This window comes from Adlercreutzia equolifaciens, from assembly GCF_029076695.1.
Lineage (GTDB): Bacteria > Actinomycetota > Coriobacteriia > Coriobacteriales > Eggerthellaceae > Adlercreutzia > Adlercreutzia equolifaciens_A.
Window position 1 is genome coordinate 1 of the sequence record NZ_JARFIK010000539.1, and the last position, 292, is coordinate 292.

The following is a 292-nucleotide window of genomic DNA, read 5'->3' on the forward strand; positions in this document are numbered from 1 at the left end:
GGCAAAGTTAATTATGCACTGGAAGGTTCCATCTTCGTAGCAGGAGCTGCAATCCAGTGGTTAAGAGATGAACTTCGCATTATTGATTCTGCACCGGATTCTGAATATATGGCAAAGAAAGTAAAAGATACCAATGGATGTTATGTAGTACCTGCATTTACAGGACTTGGAGCACCACACTGGGATCAGTACGCAAGAGGAACTATCGTAGGAATCACACGTGGAGTAAACAAATACCACATTATCCGAGCAACGCTGGAATCACTGGCATATCAGGTAAATGATGTTCTGG

At 42.8% G+C, this 292-nt stretch carries 1 protein-coding gene; it reads left to right on the top strand.

Annotated features, from left to right (window positions below):
• Positions 1 to 292: FGGY-family carbohydrate kinase (locus PZH32_RS13525; protein WP_275208767.1), on the top strand; the 292-nt coding region annotated here is incomplete at both ends.